This window comes from Microbispora oryzae, assembly GCF_017896165.1.
GTDB lineage: Bacteria > Actinomycetota > Actinomycetes > Streptosporangiales > Streptosporangiaceae > Microbispora > Microbispora oryzae.
In genome coordinates this window covers 512,654-538,906 of sequence record NZ_JAFCNB010000002.1, presented here as the reverse complement: position 1 = coordinate 538,906, position 26,253 = coordinate 512,654, and the positions used below count along the sequence as shown (strand labels likewise).

Sequence of the window (26,253 nt, the reverse complement as noted above, 5' to 3'; positions counted from 1 at the left end):
GGAGGGCGCCGGCTCAGGCGCCCTCCCGCGGCAGCTCCACGGTGACGGTGAGCCCGCCCTCCTCGCGAGGGGTGGCGGCGACGGCGCCCCCATGGGCCTCGGCCACCACCCGCACGATCGAGAGGCCGAGGCCGCTGCCGCGGTTCGACCGCAGCCGGTCACCGTGCAGCCGCCGGAACGGTTCGAAGATCGTCTCGATCTCGTACGGCGGCACGGGCAGCCCGCTGTTGGCGACGACCAGTTCCACCCTGTCGGCCCGCTGCCGGGTGGACACCCAGACCTGGCCGTCGGCCTGGTTGTGCCGGACGGCGTTCTCGACGAGGTTCTGCACCAGACGCTCGACCAGGACCGGCTCTCCCGCCGTCGGCGCCGGATCCAGCAGCCGGTGCACGGTGACCCGCTGCTCGTCCGCCTCCTGCGCGGCCAGGTCGAGCACGTGCTCGACCACGTCGGACAGGTCGAAGGGGCGGGGGTCGAGCACGGCCTGCTCGCCCTCGGCCAGGGCGAGCAGCCCGTCGATCAGCCGCTCGTGCCTGGTGTTCACCACCAGCAGCGACTCGCCGAGCCGCCTGACGTCCTCGCTCGCGTCCGGCCGGCGTACGGCCACGTCGACGAGCGTGCGGTTGATGGTGAGCGGCGTACGCAACTCGTGGGAGGCGTTGGCGATGAACCGGCGCTGGCCGTCGAACGACCGGGCGAGCCGGCCCAGGATGGCGTCGACGGTGTCGGCGAGCTCCCTCACCTCCTCGTCGCGTCCCTCGTAGGAGATGCGTCCGGTGAGGTCGTGTGTCTGGGCGATCCGCCGCGCGCTCGCGGTCATTGGGCGCAGGGGGAGCAGGGTCCATCGGGCGGCCCGCCAGCCGCAGCCGGCCGCGACCACGGTCCCGCCGGCGAGAGCCGCCGCTCCCACGGTGAGCACGTTCTTCACGGCGTCGGCCTGGTAGACGCGCCTCACCTGCGCGACCCGGTTCTGGGCCACCTTGTACTCATGCTGCCACGGCATGTACGGCCCGCCGCCGACGCCGATGAACCCGGGCTGCTGCAGTCCGCTGCGGGGTTCCAGAGTCTGACGGACGATGAGGGCGACGACCGCGAGCAGCAGGCCCCCGGTCAGGAGGAACACCACGCCGCAGGCGACGGCGAAGCGCAGCCGAACGCTGATCTTCACGAGATCCGGTACCCCACTCCGGTGACGGTCTCGATCGGCGGAGGATCGCCCAGCTTGCGGCGGAGTTTCATCATCGTCGTGCGCACCGTGTTGGTGAACGGGTCGATGTGCTCGTCCCACACCTTCTCCAGCAGGGTCTCGGCGGAGACGACCGCCCCGCCCGCCCGCAGCAGCTCGGCCAGCACGCCGAACTCCTTGCGCGACAGGGGCACGTACCGCCCGTCCCGGAACACCTGACGGTGCGCCGTGTCCATGCGGATGCCGGCCCGCTCCAGCATCGGCGGGTCGGCCGGCCGGGTCCGCCGGCCGAGCGCGTGCACCCGGGCGACCAGTTCCTCGAAGGCGAACGGCTTGGGCAGGTAGTCGTCGGCGCCCAGGAACAGACCCTCCACCCGGGAGCGCACGTCGCTCGCCGCGGTGAGCATCAGGATCCGCACGGCGCTCCCCCCGGCGACCATCGCCCGGCACACCTCGTCCCCGTGCACGCCGGGCAGGTCCCGGTCGAGCACCAGCACGTCGTAGTCGTGGAGCGCGAGCCGCTCCAGCGCCGCCTCGCCGTCGCCCGCCACGTCGACGGCGAACGCCTCCTGACGGAGGCCCTCGGCGACGGAGTCGGCGAGCATCCGCTCGTCCTCGGCGACCAGTACGCGCACGGTCCCTCCCCGGATGTGAGATCGCGTCAGGATTCCAGATAGGCCATAACCCTCGCATAACCGATTGCGGTGACGAAGGGGTTAGCCGCCGACGGGTGGACTGCTCCGGACCGCGCCGGCGCCCCGCCGGCGCCCCGGCCCAGGGATCCGCATGCTCACCTCACCCGGCGGCGTCCAGGCCCCGGCCGCGCGTTCGCGTGGCTCCCGGCCGTCCGCCACGCGCCGCCTGCTGTGCACCGGCCACGTCCTGTTCGCCCTCGCCGCCCTCCTCGCGGCCGTGCTGCGCGGGCTCGTCATGCTCGGCTACGACACCGCCCAGCTCTACTGGTACGACTCGTTCACCTACCTCGACACGGCCCTCCACCTCCAGCCGTCCGGGTCGTTCCACCCCGCCGGATACCCCTTCTTCCTGCGCCTGCTCGCGCCGTTCCACAGCGTCGAGCTCGTCGTCGCGGTGCAGCACGTGATGGGCCTGGGCATCGGGCTGACGGTCTATCTGCTGCTGCGCCGCGCGGGGCTGCCGGCGTGGGGCGCCACGGCCGCCACCCTTCCCGTGCTCTTCGACCCGTCGTTCGTCCGGCTGGAGCACGCCGTGCTGTCCGAGACGCAGGTCACGTTCCTCGTCATGGCCGCTCTCGCGGTCCTGGCGCGGCGGGGGAGGCCGTCCGCGAAGGCGGCGGCCGCGGCGGGCCTGCTGCTGGCTCTGGCCGCGCTGACGCGGACCGCCGCGACCCCGCTGCTCGGCCTCGCCCTGGTCTGGGTGATCGTCATACGCGCCGGCTGGCGCCCGGTGCTCGCCCTGCTCCTGGCGGGGACGCTGCCGCTGGCGGCTTACGCGGGCTGGTACCGGGCCCACCACGGGCGTTTCGCGCTGAGCGGCTCCGACGGGGTGGCCCTGTGGGCGCGCACCATGACGTTCGCGGACTGCTCCCGCATCCAGCCGCCTCCCGAGGAGGCGAGGCTCTGCCCGAACGGGACCGTCGTGGACGCCGCGTCCGAGTACGTGTGGGCTCCGGGCGCTTCGCTCAACAGGCTGCCGGGAGACCAGCTCTCCCACAACGACCTCGCCCGGTCCTTCGCGCTGCGGGCCGTCGCCGCGCAGCCGCTCGACTACCTCCGCGACGTCGCCGCCGACGCCGCGCTGGCCTTCGCCTCGCCTCCCGTCCGCCACCCGCTGCGGGTCGTCCCCACCTTGACGTTCCCTCGCGGGTCCTGGGTCCTGCCGGCGTTCCCACTGATCGCCAAGGTGCGCGCCGAGTACGACCCGGCGATCAGGGGGCTGTCGTCCGTGGAGCCGTACGCCGGTGTGCTCGCCGCCTACCGTTACCCGTCGGTCCTGCACGGCCTGCTGTTCGGTCTGGCCCTGCTGCTCGGCGGCATCGGTGCCGTCCTACGGCCGCGCCGGGCCATGCTGCCCTGGGCGACGGCCATGTGCCTGTTCCTCGGTCCCATCGCGGCGCTGGACTTCGATCACCGATACGTGCTGCCCGCCGTGCCGGCGGCATGTCTGGCGGCGGCGCTGGGCGCGGCCGGTCTGTGCCGCCTGCTGCGGCGGGCCCGCGTGCCGTCCCTTCGCCGCCCGGCTTCCCCTCGGCTCTGACCGCGTCGTGAGCCTGACCGGGCGGCCGGAACAAAGCTCGGTATTGTGAGGAACGCGTGCGGGTAGGGAAGGTCCGCCGCGCCGCTCACCCAGGCGTCCGGGACGTGGGGGTTTGCGGTCAAGCTACTCATGGGTAACATGGCGTGCGGGTGGACGGGAACGATCCGGCCCGCTGCCGTCCCGTTCCGCGGGATCCCCGGCAGTGTCCAGCACGTGGGCGTACCCCACGCCACGTCCGCAGAACCGCGGCGTCAGCCGTACGGAAAGGGGAGGTCGGCCACCGGCCATGAACATCGTCGTCTGCGTGAAGCAGGTCCCCGACACGGCGACCGAGCGCAAGCTGAGGTCCGATGACAAGACGCTCGACCGCGACGCCGCCGACGGCGTCGTGAACGAGCTCGACGAGTACGCGGTCGAGGAGGCGCTGCGGCTCAAGGAGGCCCACGGGGGTGAGGTCACCGTCCTCAGCATGGGCCCCGCGAAGGCGACCGAGACGATCCGCAAGGCCCTGGCCATGGGCGCGGACAAGGCCGTCCACCTCCACGACGACGCGCTGCACGGCTCCGACGCGCTGTCCACCTCCTACGCGATCGCCCAGACGCTGAAGAAGATCGGCTTTGACCTGGTCATCCTCGGCTCGGAGTCGACCGACGCCCGCACCGGCGTGCTCGCCGCGATGCTGGCCGAGCGGCTGGGCGCAGCCCAGCTCACGCTGGCGAGCAAGGTGGAGATCGACAAGACGGTCGTCACCGTCGAGCGGGTGACCGACTACGGGCACGACCGCGTGGAGGCGACCCTGCCCGCCGTCGTGTCCGTGGTCGAGAAGATCAACGAGCCGCGCTACCCGTCGTTCAAGGGCATCATGGCCGCCAAGAAGAAGCCGGTCGAGACGCTGGCCGCCGCCGATGCCGAGATCGCTCTCGACCAGGTGGGCCTCGCCAACGCGTGGAGCGAGGTCGTCGACTTCGCCCCGGCGCCCCCGCGCGCCGCCGGCACCGTCATCAAGGACGAGGGCGACGGCGGCGCCAAGGTCGCCGAGTTCCTCGCGTCGAAGAAGTTCGTGTGAGGGGCTTGGGATGAGTGAGGTTCTGGTTCTCGTCGACCACGTCGAGGGTGAGATCAAGAAGGTCACCCTCGAACTGCTGACGCTGGCCCGGTCGCTGGGTGCGCCGTCGGCCGTGTGGGCGGGCCCCGGCTACTCCGACGCGGCCCGGGCCCGGCTCGCCGAGTTCGGCGCGGAGAAGATCTACGTCGCGGACGCCGAGGAGATCGCCCAGTACGTCGTGGCGCCCAGGGCCGAGCTGCTGGCGCGGCTCGTCGCCGACAGGTCGCCCGCCGGTGTGCTCGTCGCCGCGACCGGCGAGGGCAAGGAGATCGCCGGCCGGCTTGCCGTCAAGACCGACTCCGGCGTGATCACCGACGCCGTCGGCGTCGGTGACGGCTTCGTCGCCGATCTGTCCATCTTCGGCGGCGGGGTCAACGTGCGCAGCCGCGTGACCAGGGGCACCCCGATCATCGCGGTCCGCCCGAACGCCACACCGCCGGTCGCGGCGCCCGCCGCGGGCACCGAGGAGAAGGTGGCGCTGGTCCTGTCGGACTCCGCCCGCGCCGCGCGCGTCGTCGAGCGGGTCACCCAGGAGAAGGGCGGCCGCCCCGAGCTGACCGAGGCCGCGATCGTCGTCTCCGGTGGCCGCGGCGTCGGTTCCGCCGACAACTTCGCCATCATCGAGGAGCTCGCCGACTCGCTGGGCGCGGCCGTCGGCGCGTCCCGGGCGGCCACCGACGCCGGGTGGTATCCCCACCAGTTCCAGGTCGGCCAGACCGGCAAGACGGTCTCGCCGCAGCTCTACATCGCGGCCGGCATCTCGGGGGCGATCCAGCACCGCGCCGGCATGCAGACGTCCAAGACGATCGTCGTGATCAACAAGGACGCCGAGGCGCCGCTCTTCGAGATCGCCGACTTCGGCGTGGTGGGCGACCTCCACCAGGTCGTGCCGCGGCTCACCGAGGAGATCCGCAAGCGCGGGTAGCGCCGGTCGCCGCAGGCGCCGCGTCCCCACCGGGGCGCGGCGCCGCCCGTCGCGCCGCCCCTCGCGCCCTCGGCTCCGGCCTGCGCCGTGTCCCCGGCTTTCGCCGGCGTGACCAGTGGCACGGGACACCGGCCCGGGAGCCGGCAGGAGGCGGGCCAGCAGCGCGATGAGCACGCCAAGCACCACCGCGGTCAGCATGGCGGCCCGCAGGGACGTCGCCGCGGACAGAAAGCCCATGACCACCGGGCCGAGCAGCAGGCCCGCGTAGCCCATCGCCCCCGTCTGGGCGATCGCCGGGCCCGGATCGCGGGTCGCCGTACCGGCCAGGGAGAGCGTCATCGGCGAGATCGTGGCGACCGACAGCCCGATGAGGAACATGACGGCCACGGCGGAGGCCGCGGACGGCGCCGCGATCATCCCGAGGAAGGCGGCCGCGGTCGCGGCCCCGGAGAACCCGACCAGCGCGCGGGCGCCGTACCGGTCGCGCAGCCGGTCGCCGCACAGGCGGGCGACCAGCATCCCGCCCTCGAAGACCGGATAGCCGAGCGCCGCCAGCGCCTCGGGGGCGCCGAGCGTGCCGAGCAGGTAGAGGCCGTTCCAGTCGGCGACGACGCCCTCGACCATGAACGCGGCGAAGGTGACGACGCCGAGCAGGTAGACCACCCGGGGCAGCCTGTCGCGCCGAGACCCGCCCTCCGGGCGGGAGGCGGCGGCGGAGCCGGGCAGGTAGGTCCGGCTCAGGGCGAACGAGGCGGGCAGCGACACCGCGGCGACCAGCAGCAGGTGGGTCGTGAAGGACAGCCCCGCCGCGATGGCCGCCGTGCCGAGCAGGCCGGCGGAGATCGCGCCGACGCACCATCCCGCGTGCATGCCGCTCATGATGGACCGGCCGAACGCCCGCTCGACCGTGGCGCCCTGCGCGTTGACGGCGACGTCCACCGCGCCGAAGACCGCGCCGAACAGCGCGGCGGCGGCCAGCAGCGGCGGGAACGACGGCGCGACGGCCACGAGCGCCAGCGTCGCCGCGCTGAGCGGCGTGGCGACACCCAGGACGGCCCGGCTGCCCACCCTCGCCATGACGACCCGCATGGACTGCATGGTCAGCAGCGCGCCGACCCCCCACGCCAGCAGGACGAGCCCGACCGACGATTCGGATAACCCGAGCCGTGCCGACAGCGCGGGCATGCGCACCGTGAACGTTCCACACAGCAAACCGGCCAGGGCAAAAGTGAGGATCGTCCCATAACGGGCGGTCCTCAGGGCGCGGGTCATCACAGCTGCCTTTCGAGATCGTGAGAAGGGGTTTCCGGGCCCGGGGGAGCGGGCACACCTCATCAGGTCGCCCTTACGGCCTTGCGCCGGAAGGGCGACCGCCATGTGCGGGGGGGTAAGAGAAGGGGGCCGCGGCCGCAGGGCCGTCGGGGCGGCATCAGAGCCGCGTCAAGGCGGCGCCGGAGCGGTGGCGGAACGGCCTGGGGGCCGGTGCCAGAGCGGCGTCAGAGTGGTGGCGTGGTGGTGGCGTGGCAGAGCGGCGTCAGAGCGGCGTCAGAGCAGTTCGAGCAGCCGGCGGTGGACGGTGGCGTAGTCGACCGCCGCGGGACACTGGGTGGCGACCTCCCAGACCCCCTCACAGGCCAGCCGGACGACCTGTGACGTAGGGGGGTCGGGCTCGTCCCGCAGTCCCTCCCGGTGCCAGCGCGCCAGTGCCTCACGCAGGGGGGCCAGCAGCTCCGGGTCACCGGCCGCGCCGGTCACCACCGCCCAGCGCCGCAGCCGGCCGCTCTCCACGGCCTCGAACGTGGCGGCGAGGTAGGCCCGGGTGAAGGTCGTCTCCCGCTGGGACTCGATGAGGGCGTCGAACTCCGCGATCAGGCGCTCGACCATGCCCTTGACCAGCGCGTCCTTGCTGGCGAAGTGGTAGAGGAGGCCGCCCTTGCTGACTCCGGCGCGCTCCGCGACGGCCGACAGCGTCAGAGCGTGGGAACCCTGCTCCTGCAGCAGGCATTCGGCCGCGTCCAGCAGTTCGTCCCTCCTCATGACGGTTACTGTACCGGCTGGACGGTTAAGTGGCAAACGAAAGGGGGCTGGCCGGGATCGGACATCCGGATACGCTTGGTGGGCTGAGGGTGCGTCTTGGAGGTGCCGTGGGAACTGCCTATCTGGATCATGCGGCGACCACGCCGATGCTTCCGGAGGCCATCGAGGCGATGACCGCGCAGCTCGCGGAGGTCGGCAATCCGTCCTCGCTGCACGCGGCCGGCCGCCGGGCGCGCCGGGTCGTGGAGGAGTCGCGTGAGACCGTCGCGGGCGCGCTGGGCGCGCGGCCGAGCGAGGTCGTGTTCACCGCCGGCGGCACCGAGGCCGACAACCTGGCGATCAAGGGACTGTTCTGGGCCAGGCGGCGGCCCCGCGTCCTGATCGGGGCGGTCGAGCACCACGCCGTGCTCGACCCGGCCAGGTGGCTGGGCGACCACCACGGCGCCGACGTCGAGCTGCTGGACGTCGACGGCCAGGGCCGCGTCCACCCGGAGACGCTGCGCGCCGCGATCGCCCGCGACCCGGAGAACGTCGCCCTCGTCAGCGTCATGTGGGCGAACAACGAGGTCGGGACCGTGCAGCCGATCGCCGAGCTGGCCGAGGTGGCCCACGAGCACGGGATCCCGTTCCACACCGACGCCGTGCAGGCCGTCGGCCAGCTCCCGGTCTCGTTCGCCGAGTCGGGCGTCGACGCCATGACCGTCTCCGGGCACAAGCTGGGCGGGCCGATCGGCGTGGGCGCCCTGCTGCTGGCACGCGGGGTCGATCCGGTGCCCGTGCTCCACGGCGGCGGCCAGGAGCGCGACATCAGGTCGGGGACGCTGGCCGCGCCCGCCATCGCCGCCTTCGCGGCCGCCGTGGAGGCCGCCGTACGGCGCCGGGCGGAGACCGCGGAGCGGCTCGCGGCGCTGCGCGACGACCTGATCCACCGGGTGCGGCAGGCCGTGCCCGACGTCATCCTGAACGGCGACCCGGTCCTGCGGCTGCCGGGGAACGCCCACTTCTCGTTCCCCGGCTGCGAGGGCGACGCCCTGCTGATGCTGCTCGACGCCAAGGGAGTGGAGTGCTCCACCGGGTCGGCCTGCTCGGCGGGCGTGGCGCAGCCCTCACACGTCCTGCTGGCGATGGGGCAGGACGTCTCCCGCGCCCGTGGATCGCTGCGCTTCTCGCTCGGCCACACCTCCACCGAGGCCGACGTGGACCGGGTGGCCGAGGTCATCGCAGTCGTCGTCGAGCGCGCCCGCAGGGCCGGGCTCGGCTGAGCCGGGCGCCGGCCGGTCGGCTCCGGTCGAGCCCGGCTCAGGGCGGGCTCAGGGCGGGCTCAGGGCGGGCTCAGGGCGGGCTCAGGGCCGGGTCAGGTGAGGAAGTGCGCGACGGCGCTCCAGGAGGGGTCGTCGGACACCTCGACCTGGGCGCGGCCCTCCTCCCAGGTGGCGGCCAGCTCGCGGACGGCCTCGGCGGCGTCGCCCGCCGGATCGGCGTAGACGTGCAGCACCCGGCTCCGGTCGGCGCTGAGGTGGGCCGCCAGCACGGCCGAGCCGAGCGCGCGCAGACGCTCGCCCAGCGCCTCCTCCAGGTCGCGCAGCGTCGCGAGAGAGGTCCCCGCGGGCAGCCCGTCGTCGTCCGCCTGCCGGTACGGCAGGGTGATCGCGATGTGCTGGTCAAAGAGCGGGTGGTCGACCGGCCGGAGGGGATACCGGGCGACGGCGGCCAGCCGGCCCCCCGTCGCCGTGCGGCCTTCGAGCAGCGCCCACTGCTCGTCCTTGAAGCCGTCGGCCACGTCGGCGACGACGGCGGGCAGGTGGATCGCCGGGATGGCGTCGATGGGTTCGAACTCGGCCGCGACGATCTCGCCGACCCAGCGGGCGACCTCGTCCTCGCCCAGGAGCCAGTCGAGGGCCAGCATGGTGGCCTCCAGCCGGCTGTCGTCATCGATATCCGGAAATATCGGGTGGAAGGCGGAGAGGTCCACGCGTGGCGTGCCCGGCGGCACGCGCAGGCCCATGACCATCCGGTCGAGCCCGAACTCACGGCCGCCGACCTCGGCCGTCAGCTCCGCCGGCCGGGAGGCGGGCTGCACGGACGGGTGGAACTCCCACCGGTCGTCCGCAGGGGGCGCCGCCAGAGCCCACCGGTGGGCGAAGGGCCGCAGCTCGGGGTCGCCCGAGGCGCTGACCACCAGTGCGTGCCCCGCCGTACGGCCGGGGACGATCTCCCAGACCAGCGCCTCCCGCATCGCGGTCACCGCGGGCCCGACCAGGTCGGCCAGCGCCTCGGCCTCATCCGCCTCGACCAGCTCGTCCACCCGGGGGCGGTTCTGCCCCCACCACTCCCAGAAGTCCGCGATGGCCTCGGCCGGCTCGGCCGGCCCGCCCTTGCGCCCGAACAGTCGCATGACCCCGCATCCTCGCAGCCCGGCCCGTGCCGTGCCAACGCGGCGCGGTCGCCCCGTCCCACCGGTCGCAGGCGACACCGGACGAGCCGCCGCGCGGGTAATCTCGAAGTGTTATGGGTCCCACACCACGGCTCCGGGTGCTCGCCGCCATGTCGGGCGGCGTCGACTCCGCCGTCGCCGCCGCCAGGATCGCCGATGCCGGCCACGACGTCACCGGCATCCATCTCGCCCTCTCCGCCAACCCCCAGTCGTACCGGACGGGTGCGCGGGGATGCTGCACGCTGGAGGACGCCCGCGACGCCCGCAGGGCCGCCGACGTCATCGGCATCCCCTTCTACATCTGGGACATGGCGGAGCGGTTCCACCGCGACGTCGTCGAGGACTTCGTCAGCGAGTACGCCGCGGGCCGCACGCCCAACCCGTGCCTGCGCTGCAACGAGAAGATCAAGTTCGAGGCGGTGCTCGACCGGGCGCTCGCGCTCGGCTTCGACGCCGTGGCGACCGGTCACCACGCGCGGCTGGAGGGCGGGGTGCTGCGCCGCAGCGTCGACTCCGGCAAGGACCAGTCGTACGTGCTCGGTGTGCTCACCCGCGAGCAGCTCGCGCACGCGATCTTCCCGCTGGGCGGATCGACGAAGGCCGAAGTGCGTGCGGAGGCGGCCCGCCGGGGGCTGACCGTCGCGGACAAGCCGGACAGCCACGACATCTGCTTCATCGCCGACGGAGACACACGGGCGTTCCTCGCCGACCGTCTCGGCGCCGAGGAGGGGCCGGTCGTCGACGCGCTCACCGGCCGGGTCGTGGGCACCCACCAGGGGGCGTTCGGTTTCACCGTCGGCCAGCGCAAGGGACTGAACATCGACCGCCCGGCGCCCGACGGCCGGCCGAGATATGTGCTGTCGATCGAGCCGGTGTCCAACACCGTGACCGTCGGCCCGCGCGGCTCGCTCGAGGTGCGGAGCGTGGTAGGCGAGCGCCCGGTGTGGAACGGGCCGGCGCCCGAGCCGCGGGAGCCGATCGCGTGCGCGGTGCAGCTGCGCGCCCACGGAGAGGTGTACGGCTGCCGCGCCCAGATGTCCGGGGGCGAGCTGCACATCGAGCTCGGCTCCCCGGCCACGGGCGTCGCCGCCGGGCAGGGGGCGGTGCTCTACGACGGCGACGTCGTCATCGGCTCCGCCACGATCGCGTCGGCGTCCTGACGCGACCGGGACCCGGACGACCCCGGAGTCCCACAGGACTCGCGGGGACCTACGGCAGCTCGACCGACTCGCCCACCGGCACCCGGCGGAAGTCGGCCCGCTGCCGTCCGGCCTCGCCCGCGAGGACGTTGTCGATCAGGCCGAGCCCGATCTCGTTGAGCAGCCCGTCGTGGGTGGAGTAGGCACGGGCGGGCCGCACCTCACGCAGGTAGAGGATCGTCTCGGCCAGCCTCATCCACGGCGCGTTGGTCGGCACGAGCAGCGTCGGCACCTCGGCGCCCGGCGGGGTGAACGCGTCGCCGGGGTAGAAGACCTCCTCGTCGACGAGGAAGCCGACGTTCTGCACCTGCGGCACGTCGGGCAGGAGCTTGGCGTGCGTCTCGCCGACGGCCCTCACCTGAAACCCGCCCGCCTCGAACCGGTCGCCGTCCCGCACCACGTGCACCGTGCCGGGAACGCCGGCGAGGACGTCGGCGACCGCCTGGCAGGTCCACACCTCCAGGCCGGGACCGGCCCCCCGCAGCAGCTCGGCGTCGACGTGATCGAAGTGCTCGTGGGTGATCAGCACGGCGTCGGCGCCGTCGAGCAGCGACTCGCCGCTGAAGCTCCCGGGGTCGATGACCAGCGTCGATCCGTCCTTCTCCAGCCGCCAGCACGCGTGCCCGAGTTTGGTGAGTTTCATAATCCCTAAGCTAGTCCCCGTGAACGAGTACCCATGGGGCGAGGCCACGGCCACCGGGGTGGGGTCGTACCCGGGCGACGACCATATGGAGGCGCTCAGAACGGCCTTCGGCGAGCTTCCCATGCCCTACCTCCCCGAGCTTCCCGCCAGGGGCGTCGGCGCCGACATGATCGGCCGGACGGCAGGCCTGCTGGTCGAGCTGCCCGTGGAGGTGCAGCCGTCCGGGTGGCGGGTCTCCGACCGGCCCGGCCGGGACCTCCAGCGCGCCCTCGACCACCTCAGGCGCGACCTGGACGGCCTGGAGGAGGTCGCCCAGGGATACACGGGCCCGCTGAAGATCCAGGCGTGCGGCCCGTGGACGCTCGCCGGCGCCGTCGAGCTCCGGCACGGCGACAAGCTGCTCTCCGACCCGGGAGCCGTACGCGACCTCACCGAGTCGCTGGCCGAGGGGCTGAGCCGCCACGTCGCCGACGTCCGGCGCCGGGTCCCCGGGGCAGAGCCGGTCGTCCAGCTCGACGAACCGGGGCTGCCCGGCGTGCTGGCGGGCACCGTCCGGACCGCCTCCGGCTTCGGCCGGCTGCCCGCCGTCGACCCCCAGGTCGCGCGAGAACGCCTGCGTACGGTGATCGACGCGCTCGCGCCCGCGTTCCCGATCGTGCACTGCTGCGCGCCCGGCCTGCCCTTCGACGTCGTCCGTACGGCCGGGGCGCGGGGCGTCTCCGTGGACGCCGCCATGCTGCGGCGCCGCGACGAGGACCACCTGGGCGAGGCCGTCGAGGCCGGGACCGCCCTTTTCCTGGGCGTGGTGCCGGGCACCGACACCCGCCTCCCGGACGTCGGGGTGGTGGCCAAGCCCGCCGTCGAGCTGTGGCGGCGTCTCGGCTTCGCCCCGGCGCGCCTGGCCGCCCAGGTCGTGCTGACCCCCGCCTGCGGGCTGGCCGGGGCGTCGCCCGCGTACGCCAGGGCGGCGCTGGCCCGCTGCCGCGAGGCGGCCCGCGTGCTGCGGGAGGACCCCGGGGAGTGACCGCGGCCTCCGCCGGACCCCAGCGCGGACCGGGCGCGGAACCCGGTGCGAACCCGGAGCGAACCCCGGCGGAAAACGCGGTGAAAGTCGGTGAAGCGCCGTCTACCGTAGTGCGTGATTCCTTCTCTACGGGGATCCGCGATGGTCTGGAGCGGGTCTCGGGTGGATCGGATCGGCGGGAGCCGCCCACGTCCTCGGCGCGGCTCCCGCACCGTCTCCGGCCGCGGGGAGGCGAACTGTCGGTCGCCGGAGATACGGTTTCCCTGGGTCGTTGACGAGGGGAGACGGGCGACGTGACCGATCACCTGAACGAGGCGGAGGGCGCTCCATCGCAGGCGCGGGAGCGGCACGCCGTTCTCGCCGAGCTGCTGGACGAGGCCAACTGGCGCTACTACGTGCTCGACTCGCCGACGGTGAGCGACGCGCAGTACGACCTGTGGATGCGGGAGATCCTGGAGCTGGAGGAGGCGCATCCCGACCTGCGCACTCCCGACTCGCCCACCCAGCGGGTGGGGGCGCCGATCTCCACGGAGTTCGCCCCGGTGGCTCACCTGCAGCGGATGGAGAGCCTGGACAACGCGTTCAACCACGACGACCTGGCCGGCTGGCAGGCCCGCGCGGAGCGGCTGATCGAGGCCGACCCCGGGCCCTACCTGTGCGAGCTCAAGATCGACGGTCTGGCGGTGGCGATCGTCTACGAGAAGGGGCGCCTGGTCCGCGGCGCGACGCGCGGCGACGGGCGCACGGGCGACGACATCACCCCCAACATCCGCACGCTTGGCGATGTCCCCGCCCGGCTGACCGGCGACGACGTGCCCGACCTGATCGAGGTGCGCGGGGAGGTCTTCCTGCCCGTCGAGGGTTTCCGCAAGCTGAACGAACAGCTCATGGACGCGGGCCGGCCCCCGTTCGCCAACCCGCGCAACTCCGCGGCCGGCTCCCTGCGGCAGAAGGACCCCCGGATCACGGCCCAGCGACCACTCCGGCTGATCGTCCACGGCGTCGGCAAGTGGGAGGGCGCCGAGGCGCCCAAGACGCAGTCGGAGATGTACGACCGGCTCAAGGGCTTCGGGCTCCCGGTGAGCGACCGCTACAAGGTGGTCGGCACCCTCGACGAGATCCGCGGGTTCATCGACTACTACAACGACCATCGCCACGACCCCGAGTACGAGATCGACGGCGTGGTGGTGAAGGTCGACCGCATTCCGGTGCAGCGGCAGCTCGGGTCCACCAGCAGGGCCCCCCGGTGGGCCGTCGCGTACAAATATCCGCCCGAGGAGGTCACCACCGCGCTCCTGGACATCCAGGTGGGCGTCGGCCGCACCGGCCGGGTCACGCCGTTCGGGGTGATGCGGCCGATCGTGGTGGCCGGCTCGACCGTGGAGCGGGCCACCCTCCACAACGCCTCCGAGGTGGAGCGCAAGGGCGTGCTCATCGGCGACACGGTGGTGCTTCGCAAGGCGGGCGACGTCATCCCCGAGATCGTGGGCCCGGTGACCGACCTGCGGGACGGTTCCGAGCGGGCCTTCGTCATGCCGACCCACTGCCCGGAGTGCGGCACGGAGCTGGCCTACGAGCGGGAGGGCGACGCCGACCTGCGCTGTCCCAACGCCCGGGCCTGCCCCGCCCAGCTCCGCGAGCGGATCTACTTCGCCGCCGGGCGCAACGCGTTCGACATCGAGGGCCTGGGATACGTCGCCGCCACCGCCCTGACGCAGCCGCTGCCGCCGCAGGAGCCGCCGCTGCGGACCGAGGCCGACCTGTTCGACCTCACGATGGAGCAGTTGCTGCCGATCAGGTCGGTCGTCCGCGATCCCGAGACGGGCCTGCCGAAGACCGACCCCGAGACCGGCGAGCAGAAGATCGTCTCCTTCTTCGCCACCATCTCCGGAGCTCCCAGCAAGAACGCCGAGAAGATGCTGGAGGAGCTGGAGCGGAAGAAGAAGGAGCAGCCGCTCTGGCGGGTGCTGGTGGCGCTGTCCATCCGGCACATCGGGCCGCCGACCGCCCGCGCCATCGCCACCGAGTTCCGCTCCATCGACGCCATCGCCGCCGCCTCGGAGGAGGAGCTCGCCGCGGTCGAGGGAATCGGCCCGCGCGTCGCCGCCACGATCAAGGAGTGGTTCGAGGTCGACTGGCATCGGGAGATCGTCGACCGGTGGCGGGCGGCGGGCGTCCGGATGGCCGACGAGACCCCGGCCGACGAAGGGCCGCGCACCCTGGAGGGGCTGACGTTCGTCGTCACCGGGACGCTCGCCGCGTTCAGCCGCGACGAGGCCGCCGAGGCGATCACCCGCCTGGGTGGCAAGGTGAGCGGCTCTGTGTCGAAGAAGACCGGCTTCGTGATCGTGGGGGAGAACCCGGGCTCCAAGCACGACAAGGCCGTCACGCTCGGCGTCCCGATCCTCGACGAGGAGGGCTTCCGCACGCTGCTGCGCGAGGGCCCCGAGGCGGCCCGCGCGGTCGCCGTCACCCCTGAGGAGTGACAGCGCGCCCCGGCGTCCCCGGCCCGGCCACATGAAAGGGCGTGCCGCACGGCACGGGGCCGTGCGGCACGCCTGAACTACCCTGAACTACCTACCCTGAACTACACGATGATCAGGATGCGGAGCAGGCCACCGAGGGGGTCCCCGGGGTTCCGCTGGAGTTGCCGAGGAAGCCGAACGTCGTGCTCGCGTTGGGCGCGAGGTTGCCGTTCCAGTTCAGGTTCGTGGCCGTGACGCTGGTGCTGCCGGTGAGGTTGGCGTTCCACGACTGGGTGATCGACTGGCCGCCGGGCATCGTCCAGTTCACGGTCCAGCCGCTGATCGCCGAGGAGCCCGTGTTGGTCACGGCGATCTCACCCTGGAATCCGCCCTGCCACTGGCTGACGATCCGGTAGGTCGCGGCGCACGACTTCGCGCCGCCGGGGGTCGGCGAGGTCGAGGGGCTGGCCGATGGACTGGCCGAAGGGCTGGCCGAGGGACTGGCCGAGGGACTGGGGCTGGGCGAGGGGGAGCGGCTCGGGCTCGGCGAGGGAGACGGGCTGGGCGAGTTGGTGGGCGGCGGCGCCGCGATCGCCAGATCGTAGGCCCGCTGCGGGACGAACTGGCCGGCCGGCGCGATGCAGCCGTCCGACTCACCCGGAGGCTTGACCCACAGGTAGGCGGCGATCGCCGAGTCGCCGGTGTTCGTGGTGCTCCAGGTGCCGGTGGCGCGGCCGCTCGGGTCGCACCACTCGGTGCCGACCGGGCCGTTGCCGTTGCGGCTGGTGTCGATCACGGCCTTCAGCCAGGACGCGCCGGTGGCCGAGAGGACGCTCTTGGCATAGGAGACCGCGCCGGAGGTGTACCGGTAGTTGGAGACGTTGAGCGAGATGCCGTCCGCGCTGTTGGCGATGTCGGCGCCCCGCAACCGGTTGCCCATGTCGGAGGCGCCCACCCAGGCGTCGTTGCCCGCGTCGAAGTAGACCTTGACGTTCGAGGAGGTGGCCCTGAACTTCTTTCCGGCGTACGCCATGGAGGCCTGGACCTCGGCCTGCTGGGAGGAGTTCATGCAGTTCGGCATGATCGCGAGCGCGTCGGGCTCAAGGATGATCGTCGCCGGACGGCCGCCGAGACCGGCCGCGATCTGGTCGATCCAGGCGCGGTAGGACGCGTGGTCGGGCGCGCCGCCCGCGCTCGCGCCGCCGCAGTCGCGGTTGGGCATGTCGTAGACGACCATGATCGGAATCTTCTGCGCGGCCGCGGCGGCTCCGACGTACGCGTCGACCTGCGAGCGGACCGTGCTGGGGTTGTAGCTCGCGAACCACCGGCCCTGCGGCACGGCGGCGATGCGGTCCCGGATCACCGGGGTCCGGCTGTCGCCGGGGTTGGCCGCCACCCACTTCGCCGCGTTCGTCTGCGGATCCACGTAGAACGGGGAGTCGGCGGCCTGCGCGGCGGAGGATGCGAAGACGACCGATCCCGCCGCGGCGGTGGCCGCCAGAGCGAGAAGGGACGCCCACAGGGGCCTTCTGCGAGACATGGAATACTCCGTCCGAGTAGTGTGGGAGCGCTCCCATCATTGCCTCGGATCGTAGGAAGCCCCTCGGGGTCTCCATAGGGCACCCCTGGATAAGTTGGGCAACCAAACGTAATAGGCGCTGCTAGGTGGGCTTATGCCTCGTGGCGCTTAGTGAAACTTTCACCGCAAACTGTGAGATCGGGGATCTCGCACGCCATTGACGAAAAATTGGCGGTAACGGACTGTGCCCAACCGGTTCCGCGAAGTGGTCCAGAGGTCGTACTCTCCCATAGTGACCTCTTGGGGGGTTTCTTACCTATGACGATTACACGCGGCCACCTGCCGCTCACCGGGCTTCCGCGCGCCCTGCTGCCCGCCGCGGACGCCGCCCTGGCCGTGCCGATAGACACGCGCGACACCGGGCCGCGGCCGGGTACGCCCCTGTGGGCCTACCTCACCGCGGTCATCGCCGCGGGCGGCACCGCCCTCGCGGTCGCGCTGGTGCGGTTCGGCGACGGTGAGCTGGCCCTGGTGGTCCGCGCCCCCCTGTTCTGGATGCTCGCCGTCCTGGTGGTCCTGGGCGAGCTGCGGCCCGTCATGGTCAGTTCCTCCACCCTCGTGGGCGGCACCCCGGCTTCGACGATGTTCACGTTCGCCGTGCTCATGCACCACGGCCTGCCCGAGGCGGCGCTGCTCCAGGCCGCCGCCGTCGTCGTCAGCGGCCTCCTCAACCGCAGGGCGTGGCACCGCGTCGCGTTCAACCTGGCGCAGGTGACGCTCGCCTGCACCGCCGCGGCCGTGACGTTCGGCCTGTTCGGCGTCCGCGCCCGGCCCGACGCGCCGTGGACGCCGGACGGGATGGACATCCCGGCCATCCTGATCGCCGGCACCGCCTACTTCGCCGTCCGGGCGGCGCTGGTCTGCGGGGCCGTGGCCCTGCACGAGCGCCGGCCGGTCAGCCGGGTGCTGCGGGCCTCAGTGGGGCCGCAGGCCCTCGTCTACACCGCGCTGCTCGGGCTCGCCCCGCTCGTCGTCGTGGTGATGGCGCACTCGCCGGCCCTGGTTCCGCTGTTCATCGCGCCCCTGGCCGCCGTCTACTTCACCGCCACGCTCTCGCTGCGCCGCGACCACCAGGCCACCCACGACGGCCTCACCGGTCTGCCCAACCGCAAGATGCTGATCCTCCGTACGGAGGAGGCGCTGGCCGAGGCGCGGGGCGACGAGCGGGTGGGTCTGCTGCTGCTCGACCTCGACCGGTTCAAGGAGGTCAACGACACCCTTGGCCATCCGGTCGGGGACCGGCTGCTGCAGCTGGTGGCGCACCGCCTCACGCACAGCGTGCGCCCCGGAGACGTGGTCGCCCGGCTCGGCGGCGACGAGTTCGCCGTGCTCCTGCCGTCGATCAGGGACGCCCACGCGGCCAAGGAGGTCGCGTCGCGCCTGCGGGTGGCGCTCACTGAGCCGGTCCGTCTGGAGGGGATGACCTTCGACCTGGACGCCTCGATCGGCATCGCGCTCTACCCCGACCACGCGCCCGACTTCGAGCTGCTGTTGCAGCGGTCCGACGTGGCCATGTATCTGGCGAAGGAGGGCCGCACCGGGGTGGAGTTCTACCTCCCGGCGAAGGACCGCAACTCGCCGGAGCGGCTGAGCCTGCTCGGTGATCTGCGGCGGGCGATCGACGCCGACGAGCTCGATCTCCACTACCAGCCCAAGGTCAGCCTGGAGGACGGCCGGGTGGAGAGCGTGGAGGCGCTGCTGCGCTGGTGCCACGCGACGCGCGGGCCGGTGTCGCCGGTGGACTTCATCCCGCTCGCCGAGCAGTCGTACCTGATGCGCGAGCTCACCCGGCACGTCATCCAGCGGGCGCTGCGGCAGGCGGCGCGGTGGTGGCACGCGGGGATCAGGGTGCCGATCTCGGTGAACATCTCGGCCCGCGACCTGCTCGACTCCGGCCTGCGCGATCAGCTGGAGACGGGGCTGGCGCGGCTGGAACTGCCCGCGGAGGCCATTCAGCTGGAGGTCACCGAGCGCATCCTGATGACCGACCAGGCCTACAGCGCGGACACCATCCGGACGCTCGCCGGGCTCGGCATCCAGCTCTCGCTCGACGACTTCGGCACCGGCTACTCGTCGCTGGTCCGGCTCCAGCGGCTCCCGGTGGCCGAGGTCAAGATCGACGCTTCGTTCGTACGGCGGCTGGTGGAGTCGTCCGACGACGAGCGGATCGTGCGGTCGATCATCGATCTGGTCCGGTCGCTCGGGCTGCGCTCGGTGGCCGAGGGGGTCGAGTCGCACGAGATCGCGACGCGCCTGCGCGAGATGGGCTGCCACGCCGGCCAGGGGTGGTGGCTGGCCATGCCCATGCCGGCGGACGAGGCGACCACGTGGCTGCGCGGCCGGCTCAGCCGCGCCTTCCGCGACCGCGACACCGGCGGCGCCGTCGCCGGCGCGAGCTCGTTCTGACGGTTGCGGCGGATTCCGTTGACTATCGGTTTGGCGGCCGCTGATCCTGACTATATGAGTGTCTCCTTGTATCGATCTCTGTGAGGACCATGCGGCGTTGATCGAGATGCGCAGTGAGGACCTGCCTGCCGCGGAGCGGTTTCCGTGGTGGTGCGACCTGACCGCGCGGCAGATGTACCCCACCCTGCTCAGCAGCGATCACGCCGGCGATTACCGGGCCGCGGTCAAAGTCGTCGAGCTGGGGCCGGTGACGGTGACGGCGCCGGAGTTCGACTGCATGAGAGCGGTCCGTACGCAGCGGCTCATCCGTCGTTCCGATCCGGAAGTGTGGACGCTGACGCTTATCAGCGGCGGGTCGTTGTGGATCGAGCAGGATCGCGACCGCCATGAGCTCAATATCGGCGACCTGGTGCTGCAGGATCCCTCGCGGCCCTTCCGGTCCGAGGCGCTGGAGGCCGGCGGCCTGGCGCGCACCGTCCAGCTGGATCTGACCCGCAGCACGTTTCCGCTGCCCGAACAACTCCTGCGCCGCCACGCGGCGCGTCCGCTGCCGTCGCGCCGAGGCGTGGGAGTCCTGCTCGCCCGGATGCTGGAAGATGTGGTGGATCAGGCGGACAGCCTGGCCCCCGTGGAGTGCGCCCCTCTCGGCGCCGCGTTGATCGACCTGGCCACCGCCTTCCTCGCCGGGACGATCGACCGGGCCCGCACGGTGCCGGTGGAGACGCGGCAGCGCGTGCTGACGCGGGAGATCAAGGCGTTCGTGCAGCGGCATCTCGGCCGGGCGGACCTGTCACCGTCGTCGATCGCCGCGGCCCATCACATCTCCGTCCGCTACCTGCACCGTCTTTTCCAGCAGGACGGGCTGACCGTGGGCGGGCACATCCGGCGGGAGCGGCTGGAGCGGTGCCGCGCCGATCTCACCGACGGCCGGCTGGCCCGGCAGAGCGTCGAGCGGATCGCGGCGCGGTGGGGGTTCGCCGACGCCGCCTCCTTCAGCCGGACGTTCAAAGCGGCCTACGGGATGCCCCCGGGCGCGTACCGGCGAGCGTTCGCCGAAGCGGAACAGGACGCCCACGGTCAATAAGGCTGCACCGCGGATCAACGACAGGCGCCCGCCGGACGCCGGATGCTGATGAGAAGCGCCGGCGGCCGCCCGTCTCCACCACGGCACACGTCGGCGACGCGGAGGACTCGTTCCCCCGTTCCCCCGGAACAGCAGGAAGGTGATGACCGTGACGAGTGTGACGCTCCGAGAGGCAGGTCTGTTCACGGCGGCCCTGGGAATCGCGGTGGTGTGCGTCCCCGCGCCCGCGCACGCCGCCTCCACCGGCCGGCTCTCCGGGCCCACCTGCCGCCACACGACCAGTTCGATCTCCGGTGCGAGCGCCCGCGGCACGCTGTGCTGGCAGAAGCTGCCGGGCGAGATACGGTTCACCGTCGACGGGCGGCTCACCGACAGCGCGGGGGACGGCAGGTACGCCGTCTTCCGGATCCATTACCGTCTGCGCACCGCCTTCGGCTGGGGCACGCACACGAAGGACATCCGGACCACCAAGGGCCGCAGCGCCCCGGTGAGCCTCTACGTGGACTGGCGCGGCTCCGCGGACCGGGGTCTCAAGGACTTCTGGATGCAGGTGTGCAAGCAGGGCAGCGGCAAGCGGACCTGCGACAGCCACTGGCACTGAACCCGCCCGGCCGGCCCGCCTCGTCGGACTGCCCGGCCGAAGGAGGAGCCGCCTCACGCCGTATTAAGAGCGTGTGACGCGGCGTCGCGGGTCGGCCGTGCCCGGCGACGAGCCCTAGGATGGGAAGGTCCAGTCTCCATTCCATGAAACGGGTTCGACGACTCATGTCCGCCATAACCCGCGATGAGGTCGCTCATCTCGCCCGGCTGTCCCGGCTGGCGCTGGCCGACGACGAGCTCGACCACTTCGCCGCCCAGCTCGACCAGATCGTCGGCGCGGTCGCCCGTGTCGCGGAGGTCGCCGCCGACGACATCCCGCCGTCCTCGCACGCGCTGCCGCTGACGAACGTGTTCCGCCCCGACGAGGTGCGGCCGTGCCTCACGCCGGAGGAGGCCCTTTCGGGCGCCCCCGCCGTGGAGGACGACCGGTTCCGCGTGCCGCGGATCCTGGGGGAGGAAGCATGAGCCTGATCCACAAGACCGCCGCCGAGCTCGGCCGGCTCGTCGCCGCCCGCGAGGTGTCCGCCGTCGAGGTGGCCCAGGCCCACCTGGACCGCGTCGCCGAGGTGGACAAGCAGATCAACGCGTTCCTGCACGTCGACGTCGAGGGCACGCTCGCCCAGGCCCGCCGGGTCGACGAGCGCCTCGCGGCGGGCGAGGCCCTGGGCCCGCTGGCCGGTGTGCCGATCGCGCACAAGGACGTCTTCGCCACCCGCGACATGCCGACGACCGCCGGTTCGAAGATCCTGGAGAACTGGCGCCCGCCGTACGACGCGACTGTCACGCGCCGCCTGCGCGAGGCCGGCCTGGTGATCCTCGGGAAGACCAACCTCGACGAGTTCGCGATGGGCTCCTCGACGGAGAACTCGGCGTACGGCCCGACGCACAACCCGTGGGACCTGACCCGCATCCCGGGCGGCTCCTCCGGCGGTTCGTCGGCGGCCGTGTCGGCGTACGAGGCGCCGCTGTCCACGGGCACCGACACCGGCGGCTCGATCCGCCAGCCCGCCGCCGTCACCGGCATCGTCGGCATGAAGCCGACCTACGGCGGCTCGTCCCGGTACGGCCTGATCGCGTTCGCGTCGTCGCTCGACACTCCGGGGCCGTTCGCCCGCAATGTGCTCGACGCCGCGCTGCTGCACGAGGCGTTCTCCGGGCACGACCCCCTCGACTCAACGTCGATCGACCAGGCCGTGCCGCCGGTCGTCGACGCCGCCCGGCAGGCCGACGTCGCCGGAATGCGGATCGGCGTGGTCAAGGAGTTCGGCGGGGAGGGCTACCAGCCCGGCGTCCTCGCCCGCTTCCACGAGGCCGTCGAGCTGCTGGAGTCGCTCGGCGCCAAGGTCGTCGAGGTCTCCTGCGCGGCCTTCGAGTACGCCCTGCCGGCCTACTACCTCATCGCCCCGTCGGAGTGCTCGTCCAACCTGGCCCGCTTCGACGCCATGCGATACGGACTGCGGGTCGGCGACGACGGCACCCGCAGCGCCGAGGAGGTCATGGCGCTGACCCGGGCCGCCGGGTTCGGGCCGGAGGTCAAGCGGCGCATCATGCTCGGCACGTACGCGCTCTCGTCGGGCTACTACGACGCCTACTACGGTCAGGCGCAGAAGGTCCGCACGCTGATCATGCGTGACTTCGAGGCGGCCTTCCACCAGGTCGACGTTCTCGTGTCGCCGACGACGCCGACCACGGCGTTCCCGATCGGCGAGCGGGCCGACGACCCGATGGCCATGTATCTGGCCGACCTGTGCACGATCCCCAGCAACCTGGCCGGCAACGCGGCGATCTCGGTGCCGTGCGGCCTGGCCGACGAGGACGGCCTGCCGGTCGGGCTGCAGATCATGGCCCCGGTCCTGGGCGACGACCGCTGCTACCGGGTGGGCGCCGCCGTGGAGAAGGCCTTCGAGAGCCGGTGGGGCGGCCCGCTGCTGGCCAAGGCTCCCGCGATCTAGTCGCGGAGGGGAGGGGAACGGCGGCATGATCACCCGCATCGAGATCGACGGCTTCAAGTCCTTCCTGGACTTCCAGCTCGACGTCCCGCCGTTCCTCGCTCTCGTCGGCCCCAATTCCAGCGGCAAGTCCAACCTCTTCGACGCTTTGGATTACCTGAGCCTTGCCGGCTGGGAATTCAAGGATCCGCTCCTGGCATCCCGACGTGGACGGCCTCACGAGTTGTTCCACCGGGTCAGCAAAGGGCAACCGGTGGCTCGGTTCGATATCCGGGCTCGCGTTCTGGGACAGTTTGGACACGGCCTCTTCGTAGAAGCATTCGAGAGCGGTGCTGAACTAGACGACGACGGTGTACCGGAAGCGCGCGGGTTTCTCGCGACCCCCGGAGGTGCTTCTGCCGGACTGCCGGGCTGGGTGAACAACCAGCTGGCCGAGGGGCAAGAAGCGAGGGTCCAGGCGTTGCAGGCCCTCGCGGGGGAGAAAACCGACGTTCCGCGCTACATGAAGTTGTTGAACAGGGAACTCGGCGGTTGGCGTCTGCACCGGCCCGACCCGGATCGCCTCCGCTCCTGGTCGTCGGCGGCGGATCATGGACCGCTGCGGGCGGACGGAAGCAACCTCGCCACTGTCCTCGGACGACTCAAGGCGGAGGGAGCGATCGAGGAGCTCCTCGTCGACATGGTGGCGCTGATCCCGGATATCACCGGGATCGAGCCGATTCTGGACGACCGGCGTCAGGAGTGGACGTTCGACGTCGTCGTGGACGGTCAGGGGGCGATACCCAGCACGCTGTTGTCCGATGGCACGCTCAGGGTCATCGCGTTGCTGGCCGCACTGCACGATCCTGACCACGCCGGGGTGCTGCTCATCGAGGAGATCGAGAACGGACTGCACCCCAGCCGCCTCGCGGAACTGCTCCGCAGGATCCAGGGCAGGGTCACCGATCTCAGCGACCCGGAGTGCGTCAACCGGCCGTTGCGGCAGGTGATCCTCACCACGCACTCGCCGGTGATCGTCTCCGAGCTGTACCGCCTCAGGCCGGACGCGCTGGTCTTCCTCGACACCGCCATACGCGTCGATCCCGAAAGGGACAGGATCTCCAGGGTCACGGTCGCTAAGCCGGTGCGGGCGGAGGGAGAGCCCGGCACGTTCGTTTCTCCGCGCCAGGTGCGTAAGTATCTGAGCGCGGTGGGCGAGGTCCCATGAGCAGGCCGCTGGTGCCCGGACTGATCGCCGAGGGGGAGACCGACGAGGTCTTCCTCGGTGTGGTGATCTCGCGGCAGCTTCGTGAGCTAACCGCGCAGTCCTCTCGGTGCGCGGTCGATGTAGAGAGCACCGAGATCGGCACCTGCCGATCGATCTACGACCACGGCAGGACGACCGACGCGCTGCGCGAGCTGGCGAGCGACTGCCACCTGCTCTTCGTGCACAACGACCACAGGGAGCGGGATAAGGCGGACCGGGTCGTGCGCGACTCGGGATTGCCCACACCGGTGATCGCGCTGGTGCCGGTTCAGGAGACCGAGGCGTGGCTCCTCGCGGACGCCGGCGTATGGCGCCGGTTGAGCGGCAGTGACCAGGGACGGCTGCCCGCCCGGCCGCGGGACGTCGAGAAGATCTTAGATCCCAAGCGGGTCCTCGCCGAGGTGGCGCCACGCCGCGGCAAACCCGTTCGTGACTACTTCGAATACATCGCTCGTAACATCGACCTCGACGTTCTCGCCCAGGTGCCCGCGTACGCGGACTGGGTCTCCGACGCGAGGAACGCATTGAAGGGACTGGGTTACCTGTGAGCAGCACTGTGACGCTCATGCCGTACGACGAGGCGCTGGAGCGCTTCGAGCCGGTGCTGGGGCTGGAGACGCACGTCGAGCTGGGCACCGCCTCGAAGATGTTCTGCGGCTGCTCGACCACGTTCGGGGCGCCGCCGAACACCCATGTCTGCCCGGTGTGCCTGGCTTTGCCCGGCTCGCTGCCGGTGGCGAACGAGAAGGCGATCGAGTCGACGATCCGGATCGGCCTGGCGCTGAACTGCACGATCGCCACGTGGTGCCGCTTCGCCCGGAAGAACTACTTCTATCCGGACATGCCGAAGAACTACCAGATCAGCCAGTACGACGAGCCGCTGTGCACGGACGGCTACCTGGACGTCGAGGTGGACGGCGCGACGGTCCGCATCGGGATCGAGCGGGTCCACCTGGAGGAGGACACCGGCAAGTCGACGCACGTCGGCGGGGCGACCGGGCGGATCCACGGCGCCGACTACTCGATCGTCGACTACAACCGGGCCGGCATCCCGCTGGTCGAGATCGTCACCAAGCCGATCCCCGGCACCGACCGGATGGCCCCCGAGATCGCCAAGGCGTACGTCACCGAGCTGCGCGAGGTGATGCGGTCCCTCGGCGTCTCCGACGTCCGGATGGAGCAGGGCTCGCTGCGGTGCGACGTGAACGTCTCGCTGATGCCGCGCGGCTCGTCCGAGTGGGGCACCCGCACCGAGACCAAGAACGTCAACTCGCTCCGCAGCGTCGAGCGGGCGGTCCGGGGTGAGATCGAGCGGCAGGCGGCGGTCCTCGCCTCCGGCGGCCGGATCATCCAGGAGACCCGCCACTTCCACGAGGACACGGGGCTGACCACGTCGGGACGGTCCAAGGAGGAGGCGCAGGACTACCGCTACTTCCCCGAGCCCGACCTGCTGCCGATGGCGCCGGACCCCGAGTGGGTCGCCTCGCTGAAGGCGGCGCTGCCCGAGCTGCCGACGGTCCGGCGCCGGCGCCTGCAGCAGGAGTGGGGCGTCTCCGACCTCGACATGGCCGCCATGCACAACGCCGACGCGATCGACCTGGTGGAGGCCACGGTCGCGGCGGGAGCTCCGGCGGCTGACGCGCGGAAGTGGTGGATGGGCGAGCTGGCCCGCCGGGCGAACGAGTCCGGCGCCGCGCTCGCCGACCTGCCGATCACGCCCGCTCAGGTCGCGAAGGTGACCGAACTGGTCGCCTCGGGCGCCCTGAACGACAAGCTGGCCCGTCAGGTGCTCGAAGGGGTGCTCGCGGGCGAGGGCGGCCCGGAGGAGGTCGTCGAGAAGCGGGGCCTGCGGATCGTCAACGACGAGGGCGAGCTGGCCGCGCTGATCGACCAGGTGCTCGCGGCGAACGCCGACGCGGCGGACAAGGTCCGCTCGGGCAAGATCGCGGCGGTGGGCGCGCTGGTCGGCGGCGTGATGAAGGCCAGCCGCGGCAAGGCCGACGCGGGCCGCGCGCGTGAGCTCATCCTGGAGAGGCTCGGCGTCCAGGAGTAGCCCCGGATAACGCGTGAGGGCCCGCCTCCCGCCGGAGCGGGCCCTTTCCGGTCGCTCGTGTGGCCGTCCTGCGCGAAAGATCC

At 72.0% G+C, this 26,253-nt stretch carries 21 protein-coding genes and 1 pseudogene; 15 read left to right on the top strand and 7 right to left on the bottom strand.

Annotation, left to right across the window (positions count from 1 at the left end; genetic code table 11):
* Nucleotides 1-13: 13 nt before the first annotated feature.
* Nucleotides 14-1,168 carry a sensor histidine kinase gene (locus JOL79_RS05950; RefSeq protein ID WP_210154614.1) on the bottom strand — a complete coding sequence of 385 codons (1,155 nt, stop codon included), beginning with the start codon at nt 1,166-1,168 and terminating at the stop codon, nt 14-16.
* Entirely contained in the window at nt 1,165-1,821 is a 657-nt protein-coding gene (locus JOL79_RS05945; RefSeq protein WP_210154613.1) for a response regulator transcription factor, read from the bottom strand. Before JOL79_RS05945 ends, JOL79_RS05950 begins: the two co-directional genes overlap by 4 nt.
* 151 nt (nt 1,822-1,972) lie before the next feature.
* On the opposite strand from JOL79_RS05945, the gene JOL79_RS05940 reads away from it, so the two are divergent.
* The 3 genes from JOL79_RS05940 to JOL79_RS05930 all read left to right on the top strand — a co-directional run bounded on the left by JOL79_RS05940 (nt 1,973) and on the right by JOL79_RS05930 (nt 5,451).
* Nucleotides 1,973-3,421 carry a hypothetical protein gene (locus JOL79_RS05940; protein ID WP_210154612.1) on the top strand — a complete coding sequence of 483 codons (1,449 nt, stop codon included), beginning with the start codon at nt 1,973-1,975 and terminating at the stop codon, nt 3,419-3,421.
* A gap of 286 nt (nt 3,422-3,707) precedes the next feature.
* Nucleotides 3,708-4,487 (top strand): electron transfer flavoprotein subunit beta/FixA family protein, encoded by a 780-nt coding sequence (locus JOL79_RS05935; protein WP_210154611.1) that lies wholly within the window; start codon nt 3,708-3,710, stop codon nt 4,485-4,487.
* Between the two features lie 10 nt (nt 4,488-4,497).
* The gene (locus JOL79_RS05930) at nt 4,498-5,451 is read left to right on the top strand and encodes an electron transfer flavoprotein subunit alpha/FixB family protein (RefSeq protein WP_210154610.1); all 954 of its coding nucleotides are present in this window, start codon (nt 4,498-4,500) and stop codon (nt 5,449-5,451) included.
* A gap of 99 nt (nt 5,452-5,550) precedes the next feature.
* On the opposite strand, the pseudogene JOL79_RS05925 reads toward JOL79_RS05930, so the two are convergent.
* A pseudogene (locus tag JOL79_RS05925) lies at nt 5,551-6,636 on the bottom strand (MFS transporter); the annotation flags it as partial.
* A gap of 360 nt (nt 6,637-6,996) precedes the next feature.
* Nucleotides 6,997-7,488: a TetR/AcrR family transcriptional regulator gene (locus JOL79_RS05920; protein ID WP_210154609.1), complete on the bottom strand. Its 492-nt coding sequence runs from the start codon at nt 7,486-7,488 to the stop codon at nt 6,997-6,999.
* Between the two features lie 107 nt (nt 7,489-7,595).
* Between JOL79_RS05920 and JOL79_RS05915 the strand changes: the two genes are divergently transcribed.
* On the top strand, nt 7,596-8,750 hold the full coding sequence (locus JOL79_RS05915) for a cysteine desulfurase family protein (RefSeq protein ID WP_210154608.1): 1,155 nt from the start codon (nt 7,596-7,598) through the stop codon (nt 8,748-8,750).
* Nucleotides 8,751-8,842: 92 nt separating this feature from the next.
* Here JOL79_RS05915 and JOL79_RS05910 read toward each other — a convergent pair whose 3' ends face one another.
* A complete protein-coding gene (locus JOL79_RS05910) occupies nt 8,843-9,883 on the bottom strand; it encodes a DUF695 domain-containing protein (protein ID WP_210154607.1) in 1,041 nt (346 codons plus the stop codon).
* A 113-nt stretch (nt 9,884-9,996) separates the two neighbouring features.
* Here JOL79_RS05910 and mnmA point away from each other — a divergent pair, with 113 nt between their 5' ends.
* A complete protein-coding gene (gene mnmA, locus JOL79_RS05905) occupies nt 9,997-11,082 on the top strand; it encodes a tRNA 2-thiouridine(34) synthase MnmA (protein ID WP_269143719.1) in 1,086 nt (361 codons plus the stop codon).
* A 49-nt stretch (nt 11,083-11,131) separates the two neighbouring features.
* Here mnmA and JOL79_RS05900 read toward each other — a convergent pair whose 3' ends face one another.
* The gene (locus JOL79_RS05900; protein ID WP_210154606.1) at nt 11,132-11,764 is read right to left on the bottom strand and encodes an MBL fold metallo-hydrolase; all 633 of its coding nucleotides are present in this window, start codon (nt 11,762-11,764) and stop codon (nt 11,132-11,134) included.
* A 19-nt stretch (nt 11,765-11,783) separates the two neighbouring features.
* Here JOL79_RS05900 and JOL79_RS05895 point away from each other — a divergent pair, with 19 nt between their 5' ends.
* Both JOL79_RS05895 and ligA read left to right on the top strand, forming a co-directional pair.
* Entirely contained in the window at nt 11,784-12,788 is a 1,005-nt protein-coding gene (locus JOL79_RS05895; protein ID WP_307848344.1) for a methionine synthase, read from the top strand.
* Between the two features lie 293 nt (nt 12,789-13,081).
* On the top strand, nt 13,082-15,274 hold the full coding sequence (gene ligA / locus JOL79_RS05890) for an NAD-dependent DNA ligase LigA (RefSeq protein WP_307848343.1): 2,193 nt from the start codon (nt 13,082-13,084) through the stop codon (nt 15,272-15,274).
* 112 nt (nt 15,275-15,386) lie between these two features.
* On the opposite strand, the gene JOL79_RS05885 is transcribed toward ligA, so the two are convergent.
* On the bottom strand, nt 15,387-16,793 hold the full coding sequence (locus JOL79_RS05885) for a glycoside hydrolase family 6 protein (protein ID WP_210154604.1): 1,407 nt from the start codon (nt 16,791-16,793) through the stop codon (nt 15,387-15,389).
* Nucleotides 16,794-17,162: 369 nt separating this feature from the next.
* Between JOL79_RS05885 and JOL79_RS05880 the strand changes: the two genes are divergently transcribed.
* From JOL79_RS05880 to gatB, 8 genes are all read left to right on the top strand, one after another.
* A complete protein-coding gene (locus tag JOL79_RS05880; protein WP_372446725.1) occupies nt 17,163-19,238 on the top strand; it encodes a putative bifunctional diguanylate cyclase/phosphodiesterase in 2,076 nt (691 codons plus the stop codon).
* A 106-nt stretch (nt 19,239-19,344) separates the two neighbouring features.
* Nucleotides 19,345-20,322, top strand: coding sequence for a helix-turn-helix domain-containing protein (locus tag JOL79_RS05875; RefSeq protein ID WP_230984359.1), 978 nt, complete (start codon nt 19,345-19,347; stop codon nt 20,320-20,322).
* Nucleotides 20,323-20,470: 148 nt separating this feature from the next.
* On the top strand, nt 20,471-20,923 hold the full coding sequence (locus tag JOL79_RS05870; RefSeq protein WP_210154601.1) for a hypothetical protein: 453 nt from the start codon (nt 20,471-20,473) through the stop codon (nt 20,921-20,923).
* A 164-nt stretch (nt 20,924-21,087) separates the two neighbouring features.
* Nucleotides 21,088-21,387 carry an Asp-tRNA(Asn)/Glu-tRNA(Gln) amidotransferase subunit GatC gene (gatC, locus tag JOL79_RS05865; protein WP_210154600.1) on the top strand — a complete coding sequence of 100 codons (300 nt, stop codon included), beginning with the start codon at nt 21,088-21,090 and terminating at the stop codon, nt 21,385-21,387.
* Complete coding sequence (gene gatA / locus JOL79_RS05860) at nt 21,384-22,874, top strand: Asp-tRNA(Asn)/Glu-tRNA(Gln) amidotransferase subunit GatA (RefSeq protein ID WP_210154599.1); 1,491 nt, start codon at nt 21,384-21,386, stop codon at nt 22,872-22,874. The genes gatC and gatA overlap by 4 nt, the downstream gene beginning before the upstream one ends.
* Before the next feature lie 25 nt (nt 22,875-22,899).
* A complete protein-coding gene (locus tag JOL79_RS05855; protein ID WP_210154598.1) occupies nt 22,900-24,078 on the top strand; it encodes an AAA family ATPase in 1,179 nt (392 codons plus the stop codon).
* Nucleotides 24,075-24,665, top strand: coding sequence for a DUF4276 family protein (locus JOL79_RS05850; RefSeq protein ID WP_210154597.1), 591 nt, complete (start codon nt 24,075-24,077; stop codon nt 24,663-24,665). Before JOL79_RS05855 ends, JOL79_RS05850 begins: the two co-directional genes overlap by 4 nt.
* A gap of 17 nt (nt 24,666-24,682) precedes the next feature.
* Complete coding sequence (gene gatB / locus JOL79_RS05845; protein WP_210154748.1) at nt 24,683-26,170, top strand: Asp-tRNA(Asn)/Glu-tRNA(Gln) amidotransferase subunit GatB; 1,488 nt, start codon at nt 24,683-24,685, stop codon at nt 26,168-26,170.
* Nucleotides 26,171-26,253 lie beyond the last annotated feature (83 nt).

Bases quoted from the DNA above. Each gene is read 5' to 3' on its own strand.
- JOL79_RS05940 (WP_210154612.1), top strand. From the start codon at position 1,973: ATGCTCACCTCACCCGGCGGCGTCCAGGCCCCGGCCGCGCGTTCGCGT.
- JOL79_RS05935 (WP_210154611.1), top strand. From the start codon at position 3,708: ATGAACATCGTCGTCTGCGTGAAGCAGGTCCCCGACACGGCGACCGAG.
- JOL79_RS05930 (WP_210154610.1), top strand. From the start codon at position 4,498: ATGAGTGAGGTTCTGGTTCTCGTCGACCACGTCGAGGGTGAGATCAAG.
- JOL79_RS05920 (WP_210154609.1), bottom strand. From the start codon at position 7,488: ATGAGGAGGGACGAACTGCTGGACGCGGCCGAATGCCTGCTGCAGGAG.
- JOL79_RS05910 (WP_210154607.1), bottom strand. From the start codon at position 9,883: ATGCGACTGTTCGGGCGCAAGGGCGGGCCGGCCGAGCCGGCCGAGGCC.
- mnmA (WP_269143719.1), top strand. From the start codon at position 9,997: ATGGGTCCCACACCACGGCTCCGGGTGCTCGCCGCCATGTCGGGCGGC.
- JOL79_RS05900 (WP_210154606.1), bottom strand. From the start codon at position 11,764: ATGAAACTCACCAAACTCGGGCACGCGTGCTGGCGGCTGGAGAAGGAC.
- JOL79_RS05885 (WP_210154604.1), bottom strand. From the start codon at position 16,793: ATGTCTCGCAGAAGGCCCCTGTGGGCGTCCCTTCTCGCTCTGGCGGCC.
- JOL79_RS05875 (WP_230984359.1), top strand. From the start codon at position 19,345: ATGCGCAGTGAGGACCTGCCTGCCGCGGAGCGGTTTCCGTGGTGGTGC.
- gatC (WP_210154600.1), top strand. From the start codon at position 21,088: ATGTCCGCCATAACCCGCGATGAGGTCGCTCATCTCGCCCGGCTGTCC.
- gatA (WP_210154599.1), top strand. From the start codon at position 21,384: ATGAGCCTGATCCACAAGACCGCCGCCGAGCTCGGCCGGCTCGTCGCC.
- JOL79_RS05855 (WP_210154598.1), top strand. From the start codon at position 22,900: ATGATCACCCGCATCGAGATCGACGGCTTCAAGTCCTTCCTGGACTTC.
- JOL79_RS05850 (WP_210154597.1), top strand. From the start codon at position 24,075: ATGAGCAGGCCGCTGGTGCCCGGACTGATCGCCGAGGGGGAGACCGAC.
- gatB (WP_210154748.1), top strand. From the start codon at position 24,683: ATGCCGTACGACGAGGCGCTGGAGCGCTTCGAGCCGGTGCTGGGGCTG.